Origin of the sequence: Neobacillus niacini (assembly GCF_036961885.1) — a bacterium.
Taxonomy (GTDB): domain Bacteria; phylum Bacillota; class Bacilli; order Bacillales; family Cytobacillaceae; genus Neobacillus; species Neobacillus niacini_H.
Map to the genome: position 1 here is coordinate 1 of NZ_JBALNQ010000012.1, position 9,472 is coordinate 9,472.

General features: G+C 33.5%; 9 protein-coding genes. All 9 read left to right on the forward strand.

Translation table 11 applies throughout. The features are described 5' to 3' along the window. Nucleotides 1–211: 211 nt before the first annotated feature. On the forward strand, nt 212–2,158 hold the full coding sequence (locus V7124_RS07270; protein WP_335487535.1) for a lasso peptide isopeptide bond-forming cyclase: 1,947 nt from the start codon (nt 212–214) through the stop codon (nt 2,156–2,158). 4 nt (nt 2,159–2,162) lie between these two features. Next, the gene (locus tag V7124_RS07275) at nt 2,163–2,306 is read left to right on the forward strand and encodes a paeninodin family lasso peptide (protein WP_335487539.1); all 144 of its coding nucleotides are present in this window, start codon (nt 2,163–2,165) and stop codon (nt 2,304–2,306) included. 128 nt (nt 2,307–2,434) lie between these two features. Beyond that, on the forward strand, nt 2,435–3,406 hold the full coding sequence (locus V7124_RS07280; RefSeq protein WP_335487542.1) for a metallophosphoesterase: 972 nt from the start codon (nt 2,435–2,437) through the stop codon (nt 3,404–3,406). Between the two features lie 75 nt (nt 3,407–3,481). Continuing rightward, entirely contained in the window at nt 3,482–4,417 is a 936-nt protein-coding gene (locus V7124_RS07285) for an aldolase (RefSeq protein ID WP_335487634.1), read from the forward strand. Further along, on the forward strand, nt 4,411–4,701 hold the full coding sequence (locus V7124_RS07290; RefSeq protein ID WP_335487545.1) for a lasso peptide biosynthesis PqqD family chaperone: 291 nt from the start codon (nt 4,411–4,413) through the stop codon (nt 4,699–4,701). Before V7124_RS07285 ends, V7124_RS07290 begins: the two co-directional genes overlap by 7 nt. An 11-nt stretch (nt 4,702–4,712) precedes the next feature. After that, complete coding sequence (locus tag V7124_RS07295; RefSeq protein WP_335487548.1) at nt 4,713–5,198, forward strand: lasso peptide biosynthesis B2 protein; 486 nt, start codon at nt 4,713–4,715, stop codon at nt 5,196–5,198. Next, nucleotides 5,195–6,991 carry an ABC transporter ATP-binding protein gene (locus tag V7124_RS07300; protein WP_335487552.1) on the forward strand — a complete coding sequence of 599 codons (1,797 nt, stop codon included), beginning with the start codon at nt 5,195–5,197 and terminating at the stop codon, nt 6,989–6,991. The genes V7124_RS07295 and V7124_RS07300 overlap by 4 nt, the downstream gene beginning before the upstream one ends. A 182-nt stretch (nt 6,992–7,173) precedes the next feature. Then, entirely contained in the window at nt 7,174–8,100 is a 927-nt protein-coding gene (locus tag V7124_RS07305; RefSeq protein WP_335487555.1) for a beta-1,6-N-acetylglucosaminyltransferase, read from the forward strand. Next, the gene (locus V7124_RS07310) at nt 8,069–9,415 is read left to right on the forward strand and encodes a diaminopimelate decarboxylase (RefSeq protein ID WP_335487559.1); all 1,347 of its coding nucleotides are present in this window, start codon (nt 8,069–8,071) and stop codon (nt 9,413–9,415) included. Before V7124_RS07305 ends, V7124_RS07310 begins: the two co-directional genes overlap by 32 nt. Nucleotides 9,416–9,472 lie beyond the last annotated feature (57 nt).

Sequence of the window (9,472 nt, forward strand, 5' to 3'; positions counted from 1 at the left end):
GTATTAGAAATCTTTTAGCCTCAAAACTTAAAAAACAATAGATTTCTGATTTCTGATTTATTTGAAACGCGTTATTAAAAGTATCTATTTGTTCTTAAATAAGAACAAATAGATACTTTTAATAACGCGTTTCAAATAAATCAGAAATCAGAAATCTATTGTTTTTTAAGTTTTGAGGCTAAAAGATTTCTAATACCGTTGGGAGAGTATAATGAGTGCGATTACAGGATTAATTTATTTTAATGGTGAACCTATTGATGAGCTTTCCGGCAATAAGATCATGAAGGCTCAAAATTGTTTTCCTGCTGATACCATCCAAAAGTGGCAAAGTTTCAATGTCTTTTTCGGGTGCCATGCCCAATGGATTACAGCTGAATCAATTGGTGAATGCTTGCCTTACTATGATTTTGATAGGAAATTGGCTATTACAGCTGATGCTATCATTGATAATCGGTCAGAGCTATTTGAGAAATTGCAAATTAAAGATTCAGAACGCAAAAATATCTCGGATAGTAAACTTATACTGCTTGCATACCAAAAATGGGGAGAAGATGCTCCCAAGTATTTAATCGGTGATTTTGCATTTATGATTTGGGATGAAAAGAAAAAACTCCTTTTCGGTGCAAGGGATTTTTCGGGAGGGAGAACCCTTTATTATAACCATCAAGGGTCTCGTTTTTCTTTTTGTACAACAATAGAGCCATTGCTAACATTGCCGAATGTTCAAAAACAATTAAAAGAAGAATGGCTTGCTGAATTTCTAGCTATTTCCTCAGTGGTGGATACTGTGGATGTTTCCATAACACCTTATAAAGGAATAAAACAAGTACCTCCATCACACAGTATTTCAGTTGTTGGTAATAAAGCCAGCTTGAAAAGGTATTACACTTTAACTTCTGGAGAACAGCTTAAATTGAAATCTAATGAAGAATATGTTGAAGCATTTCAAGATGTTTTCAATGAAGCGATCAAATCACGTTTACGTACATTCCGTAATGTTGGTTCCCATTTAAGTGGCGGTTTAGATTCTGGGGCGGTAGTAAGCTATGCTGTTAGGCAGCTAAGCAGGGAAAATAAACAATTACATACATTTAGTTATATCCCTCCAAGTGATTTTATCGATTATACCCCAAAATACCTTATGCCAGATGAAAGACCACTGATCCATTCAACAGTTCAATATGTAAGAGGAATTAAGGACCACTATTTAGATTTTGAAGGAAAGAATTCTTTTTCTGAAATTGATCATTTCTTAGAAATTTTGGAAATGCCTTACAAGTTTTTTGAAAACTCCTTCTGGATAAAAGGGGTATTTGAGAAGGCTAATGAAGAGGGAATTGGAGTACTGTTGAGTGGTGGAAGAGGAAACTTAAGTATCTCATGGGGCTCAGCATTAGACTATTACGCAATACTTCTAAAAAGAATGAAGTGGTTAAAGCTGTTCAAAGAATTAAACCACTATAGGCAAAATGTTGGCGGGGCCAGATTAGGGAGAATTCCTGGTATTGCAAAAGTGGCCTTTCCTATTATTGATCGAGTTTTTTCATCCAGCAATCAATACTATTTTCCCTTATTAATAAACCAAGAATTTGCAAGAAGAACAGACATTTATAACAAACTTAAAGAACATGGAATAGATCAATCAGGGTGGCTTGCTTCATCTAATATTTTTAAACAGAGGCAAAATCACTTTGAAGACCTTTTTCATTGGAATGCAACGAATACGCTTGCTACGAAATTATCTTTACGGTATTCATTATTGAAACGCGATCCAACGAATGATTTACGAGTAATTCGTTATTGTTTATCAATTCCAGAAGAACAGTATGTTCAAAATGGTTTGGATCGAGCTCTTATTCGTAGATCTACAGAAGGATATTTACCAAATAACGTAAGATTAAACCAACGAATAAAGGGTGTCCAAGGTGCAGATTGGGTTCATCGTATGGTTCCTCACTGGAATGTATTTATGGAAGAGATGCAGCAGCTTAGTAATGATGAAAGAATATTAGAATTTATAGATGGAGCAAGAATTAAGAAGGCTCTTTTAAAGGCTAAGGAAGGGCCGAGGCCTGAACATGCTACTAAACCAGAATATAGACTGCTGATGCGAAGTTTAATTGTATATCGGTTTATAAAGAAAATTGAAGGGGGGTGAAAATATGAAAAAGGAATGGTCTAAACCCGTATTAGAGGTTCTTGAAGTTAATATGACGATGGCTAGTACTAAACCCGGAGATTTTATTGATGCTAGTTTCGATGCGAGCACCCGTTTTAGTGATTTAACTTGGGGGACTGATAGCTAACATTCTTAGTCAGAATTATGGTCATTGCATCTAAGTATTCCAAGTTTGGGAATAATAACACCCCTTCATGAACAAGGGGTGTTATTACTTGAATGATTTTTATAGTTTATATCAGTGGAGATGGAAAAATGAAGGGATTTAAGGCGTATCTTTTGATTACCCTTACTATATTTCTTTTGTCCCTAAGTACCTATACAGTACGAGACAACAACCGCATAAAAATAGTTCACCAAGAGGTTAAAATCGATAACTTACCTAGAGAGCTAGATGGATTTACTATTCTTCAAGTAACCGATTTACATGAGAAGGAGTTTGGAAAAAAACAAAGCAGACTGATTGAGAAGATAAATTCACTTTCATATGATGTAATTGTGTTTACAGGTGATATGTTGAAGGATAGTAAAAGTACTAATTATAAGCCCTTTTTTACACTATTGGAAGGAATAGAAAACAAAGAAAATGCTTTTTTTGTTCCTGGTAATACTGACCCCGATGTTTATAAATTAAATACAGAAAATCCATTTAAGAAAACCGACTTTTATTATGGTATGGAGCAAAGAGGAGTAAAGTTGCTGGAATCACTGTCTACAGTCGAAAAAGGTACTTCAAAGGTACATTTCGTTGATTTTGAATTATCCATCCAGGATGCAGAAAAGTCCCTTGAATTCCTGAAACTTGTGGATAACATTAGATACTTAAACCATCAGAAACAATTATTTAAAGAAATATCTACACTAGATAATAGGGATGATTCCAACGTTTTAATTGGATTAACACACTATCCGGTAGTAGATGCAAGGTTTGACTACCTAATGTCTGGACAAAATTATATAGTTGGAGATTATGATTTAATCATGGCTGGACATTACCATGGAGGACAAATTAGAATTCCGTTTTTGGGCGCTCTATTTATCCCTGAAGGATGGTACCCGAGAGATGGGCTTTTCCCTCCTCAGGATAGGGTCAAAGGTTTATGGGAATATAGGGATATCAAACAATATGTAAGTACTGGATTAGGCAATAGTGATGCTATTCCTTTTTTAGATTTCAGGTTATTTAACACCCCTGAAGTTAACTTAATAACATTAAGTGATAAATAATTACTATGTTTAAACGCCCTTTTCCTGTTTTCGAAATGATAAGGGCGAATAAATATTAATAATGGAGGAAATATGCTGCTACAAACTGTTCAAAAGGAAGTATACAAAGGGTTTGGATTAAAAATATTAAGTGATATATTTTTACCTGAATTACCGAAAGTTAGCAACCAAGAAGAACGAGAGGATATCATTTTCGAGGTTGCAAATTTATCAGGGGTATGGGCCGAATTAGCTGAACCTAACAGGTATTTTGTTATTAATGAAAACGTTATTATGTTTCATATTCCTAATGTAGCTATTTACTCAATTCAAAATGGTAATAGGATCAGCGTTTCTCCTATTGTAGGATCCAACGCAGATCAAGTACGCCTATATCTACTTGGTACCTGTATGGGAGCACTGTTAATGCAAAGAAAAATTCTGCCGTTACATGGCAGCGCAATTCAAATTAATGGAAAAGGATATGCAATTGTCGGTGATTCTGGTGCAGGTAAATCAACTCTTGCTTCCGCATTTTTACAAAAAGGCTATCAGCTTATGAGTGATGATATAATACCTGTTTCTTATACCAAGGAAAATAAACCGATTGTGAGCCCAGCATATCCACAGCAAAAACTCTGGCAAGAGAGTTTAGAGGCATTTGGAGTTGCTTCGAATAATTTAAGACCCATCATAGAAAGAGAGACTAAATTTGCTGTACCCGTTAATGCACAATTTGCTAATAAACATTTACCATTAGCTGGGGTGTTTGAACTGGTAAAAACAGAAAATGAGAATATTCATATTGAACCAATAAAAAATCTTCACCGTTTACACAAACTGTTTTACCACACTTATCGCAACTTTTTCCTGGCCCCTTGCGGATTACTGGAATGGCATTTTTCTTTTACTAGTAATTTAGTAAATAACATTCAACTATTCCAACTTCGTCGGCCGATTTCACGTTTCACGGCTAATGATTTAACTGAATTAATTCTATCAACATTAAATGAGGGGGAAAAAGTATGGTAATCAACACAATTATTTCGTTAAAGGATATCGTAGTTCAAGGGGAAGGAAATATTGTTAGTGACATGGGCGAAGAAAAGGTTATGTTAAGTGTTAAAAATGGGAAATATTACAATTTAGGTGAAGTAGGCGGAGAAATATGGGATTTAATTAAGTCCCCAACTTCAATTACCAAGTTAGTAGATACGTTAACCGCAAGCTATGAGGTTGAGGAACCTGCATGTCAGAAGCAGGTATTATCTTTTTTAGAACATCTCTTAAATGAGGGACTAATTGAAAGGCAATAAGGGGAGGGGTTATGTTTTTGGTTATTCGTAAAGTTAGGAGATTTTTAATCTTGAGTTCCTCAACCAAAAAAATTTTACTAGAGGCTTTTATCTTTTTGGGTTGGGCTCGAATATTAAAGTTATTACCTTTTAGGAAGATTTTCCCTACTCTAGGTACCAAGTTGGAAGAGACCCCTTATTATTTAAATGAAACACATATTGAAACTTTAAAATTCATTTCAAATGCTATTCATATTATGAGCCATTATACTTTGTGGGAAAGCCATTGCCTTGTAAAGGCAATTGCAGGTATGAAAATGTTAGAAAGAAGACAGATTGAAGGCACGCTTTATTTAGGGGTTGCCAAAGATGAGACAGGTAAAATGATTGCACATGCCTGGTTGCGGTGTGGTTCCTATTATGTTTCAGGTTTTGAGGGAATGGAGAAATTTACAGTAGTTGGGAAATTCGCAAAAAGGTTTAACACAAAGGAATTAGTAGGTGGAGAACATAAATGAAACCAATCTATTATTTTTTACAGCAAATACATTTGTATTCTGGGAAAACACTTTATATTAATCTCATAGCAATGGTTATCATTAGTTTTCTTGAAGGAATAGGTATTTTATTACTAATACCTATGATCAGTTTGAGCGGTATTGTCAACCTAGACGCTGGAGGATCACAATTATTTGAGGTATTTGGATTCCTAAAGAATTTTTCAATAACTATAAGTTTACCTTTCATTTTAGGTATCTATGTCCTAATTGTAATTGTTCAGAATTTATTGCAGCGGTATATAACTATTCAAAATACAATGATTCAGCACGGCTTTTTTCGATTTATGCGATTAAAGACCTACAGTGCGATTCTGTACTCAAACTGGGACTTTTTTATTAAAAATAGAAAGTCAGATCTTGTCAATTTATTAACATCCGAAATTGCCAAGGCTAGTGCAGGAACAAATTCATTTTTACAATTCGTTACTTCACTACTATTTTCACTAATTCAAGTAGCCCTTGCTTTTATTCTTTCGCCTAATATAACAATCTTTGTACTAGTGTGTGGATTATTACTAATATTTTTTAATCGTAAATTCCTAAGAAGGTCACTAGCATTAGGAAACAGAAATTTTGAGTTAGGCAAGAGTTACCTTGCAGGTATTACAGATCAAATAAATGGGATAAAAGATATTAAGAGTAATACATTAGAAGTATCTAGGATGAACTGGTACAAATCTGTTACTAAGCAAATGATGGATGAACAAATTGAATATACAAAGATGAGAACGATATCACAGTTCTATTATAAAGCAGCTTCTGCTATATTAATTGCTGTCTTTATTTGTATAGCTGTAAACATTTTTCATGCACAAGCTGGGCAGTTGATGTTAATCATAGTAATCTTTTCTAGATTATGGCCAAGAGTTGCTGGTATACAATCCTCTATGGAGCAAATCGCCACAACATTCCCAGCTTTCAAAGCTGTTATTGCCTTGCAAAATGAATGTGAAAATGCCAGGGAATTTGAAAAGAATGCCAACCCACATTCAGAACCGATTCGTATTAAAAAAGGGATACATTGTAATAATGTATATTTTCGCTATAACAAGAACAAAACGAATTATGCCTTGCAGGACATTAATGTCTTTATTCCAACTAATCAAACGACAGCAGTTGTTGGGCGCTCTGGTGCTGGGAAAAGTACATTAATTGATTTGTTAATGGGGCTTAATCAACCTGAAATAGGTTATGTTTTGATAGACGGTGTACCTCTAACAAGTAACAATCTTGTATCATTAAGACACTCAATCAGCTATGTTTCACAAGACCCTTTTCTTTTTAATACTAGTATAAGAGAGAATCTGTTATTAATGTGTGAGAACGCAACGGATGATCAAATTTGGGAAGCATTAGAATTTTCTTTTGCTGCTGAATTTGTAAGAGAGCTTCCAGACGGACTTGATACACTTATTGGCGATAGAGGAATTAAATTATCAGGAGGGGAAAGACAAAGGATTGTTCTAGCGCGAGCAATATTAAGAAAACCATCCATCCTTATTTTAGACGAAGCAACGAGTGCTTTAGATAGTGAAAATGAGTCTAAAATACAAGAAGCTTTAGGCAGGTTAAAAGGGAGAATGACCATTATTGTAATTGCGCACCGATTATCAACGATACGTAACACAGACCAAGTGGTGGTTTTAGATCGTGGTAAAATTGTTCAAACGGGTGGATTTAACCAGTTGGCTAAAGATAGGCTGGGAGTATTTAGCCACTTGTTGAGGAAACAACTAGAAGCCATCCTTTAATCAACACTTTTTTGAAAGTTTAAGTAGAAAACGGTTGAATTGTTCTTTATAAAGAACTTAACTGAAAATAAAAAAGTTTATATTGGTATTAGTATGAGATTTCTAATATAAATAGGAAAGACCAAAAGATTTTTATTGTATTCTTATTAAAGAATAATACCTTGTAAAAAGGAGATAATGGAATGTTTACCTCTTTACGTACAGCTTTTATTATCCAAATTCACAAAAACCCTGAACAAGTGAATAAATTCATTACTCAACTTATTGCCGAAGGTCAGGCAGATGTTTTTGTTCATATTGACAAAAAGAATTATGAAAAGCTTCATCAGGATATATTTAAAAGTCCTAATGTAAGAGTTCTACAATATAGTATTAACTGTGAATGGGGTGATATAAGTCAGGTAGATACAACCATTTTATTATTAAGAGAGGTATTAGCATCCAAAAATAAGTATGATTTTGTTTGTTTACGAAGTGGCCAGGATTTATTAGTGAAAGATGGATTTAAAGATTACTTAATGAATAATAAAAATAAAATATTTATGAATAACAGGCAAATGAGTGATAAAGATTTAGGCTTTATGAAGATTAATTGGCCTAAAATAACTCGAAAACGTTATACTACTACCCACCCAATCAGAATTTATCGAAAACTCCTACTAAACTTTTATAGCAAGGGACTAAATATTTATCCTAACATAAATAAGTGGCCCAAGGAACTTTCTTTCTATAAAGGATCTCAATGGTTTACCGTTCCATTTGAAGTGGCAAAGTACATCATAGAGTTCTTAAATGAAAACGTTTGGTATTACAGATTTTTTGAAAACTCCCTAGTACCTGATGAAAGTTTTTTTCACACCCTAATTATGAATTCCCATTTTAAATCAAATGTAATAAATAATAATTTGATGTTTTTAAAATGGGGTGAAACATTAAGTGGAAGGAATTCACCTCAGGATTTAACAAGTGAGGACCTAAATAAAATTGTGGACTCAAATCAGTATTTCGCAAGGAAGTTCGATGAGGATATTGATAATAGTGTGATAGACTACTTTGCAAATAACGTTAATTTTGGTAGTGGAAAAAAATCAGACCCGAAAAAGAATTGATTATGTATTAATAAGTGTATGCTATGGAGGAATTGGCTTGAAAACTTATACTAATGCTGATGTAACAACGTTGGATTATAAAAATATCAATGAACTAGAGAAAAGGTTTGGTTCGTCCTTCTACGTTGTAAACGTAGATAAGTTGAGAGAAAATTATAAAAAAATTTATAACGCCTTTAGTAGTAGATACGAAGATGTTGTTATTGGGTATTCGTATAAAACAAACTATCTTCCCTATCTTTGTAAAGAACTATCAAAATTAGGTGCCTATGCAGAAGTGGTTTCAAGATTAGAGTATGATTTAGCGCTTAAACTAGGAGAAAATCCTAAAAAAATAGTATTTAACGGTCCCCTGAAAACGAGGGAAGATATACATTTTGCGTTAAAAAATGAAAGTATTATTAACCTAGATTCAATTTATGAGGTCGGCTATGTAAAGGAATATGCCTCTAATAATCCTGAAAAACAAATTAAAATTGGAATAAGATTAAATTTTGATATTTCGCAGAATGGTTTTAGTCCACTGCAAGAGGGATATGAGGTTAGCAGGTTTGGTGTTTGTGTAGAGAATGGAGATTTGCTCAAAGTTTTAAATACATTTATGCGAGTTAATAATATTTTTGTAGTGGGGTTACATGGCCATTTTTCTACAAGGGATAGAAATGTCGAGACTTACAGAAAAATTACTCAAAAACTTTGCCATATAGCAAAAGAGAATATTATCGAAACCTTGGAATACATAGATATCGGTGGAGGTTTTTATGGTGAACTACCTAAGGTTTTTAACAAGAGTGTTCCTTCCTTCGATGAATATGCAGAGGCGATATGCAATATTATGCATTCTGAATTTCACAATTCTCCCAAAAAACCAACTCTCATATTGGAACCTGGGAATGCTATGGTAGCTAATACATTTTCTTTTATAGCAAAAGTAATTGAGAATAAGACGATTAGAAATCAAAATTTCGTTTTAGTAGATGGTAGCGTTCATAATATAAAACCGACAATGCATAAATTAAATCTCCCAATGAGGATAGTAAGAAAACATGAGGAAGTCAATGAAAGCAAAAGCTTTAATATTGTTGGATACACTTGTATGGAAAAAGATTATTTGGCACATGAAGTCCATGCTAATCTTCCTGAGATAAATGATTATATTATTTTTGAAAATGTCGGGGCATATACTATCGTTTTCAATCCCCCATTTATAAAAGAGAGACCTAGTATTATAGTTGCAGATCAAAATAATTTTTTTATCGTACGAAAAAAGGAAACTGTAAAGCAATTTTTTAATGAGGAAATTTATATATTTTAAAAAAAATGAGGGGTTTTAAATTGAATATATTAATTTGCAGTGCTGGTCGACGTGTAA

What these genes read in the sequence shown, in the direction of transcription:
- V7124_RS07295 (WP_335487548.1), top strand. Translation starts at nt 4,713, where the DNA reads ATGTTTTTGGTTATTCGTAAAGTTAGGAGATTTTTAATCTTGAGTTCC.
- V7124_RS07275 (WP_335487539.1), top strand. Translation starts at nt 2,163, where the DNA reads ATGAAAAAGGAATGGTCTAAACCCGTATTAGAGGTTCTTGAAGTTAAT.
- V7124_RS07270 (WP_335487535.1), top strand. Translation starts at nt 212, where the DNA reads ATGAGTGCGATTACAGGATTAATTTATTTTAATGGTGAACCTATTGAT.
- V7124_RS07280 (WP_335487542.1), top strand. Translation starts at nt 2,435, where the DNA reads ATGAAGGGATTTAAGGCGTATCTTTTGATTACCCTTACTATATTTCTT.
- V7124_RS07305 (WP_335487555.1), top strand. Translation starts at nt 7,174, where the DNA reads ATGTTTACCTCTTTACGTACAGCTTTTATTATCCAAATTCACAAAAAC.
- V7124_RS07300 (WP_335487552.1), top strand. Translation starts at nt 5,195, where the DNA reads ATGAAACCAATCTATTATTTTTTACAGCAAATACATTTGTATTCTGGG.
- V7124_RS07290 (WP_335487545.1), top strand. Translation starts at nt 4,411, where the DNA reads ATGGTAATCAACACAATTATTTCGTTAAAGGATATCGTAGTTCAAGGG.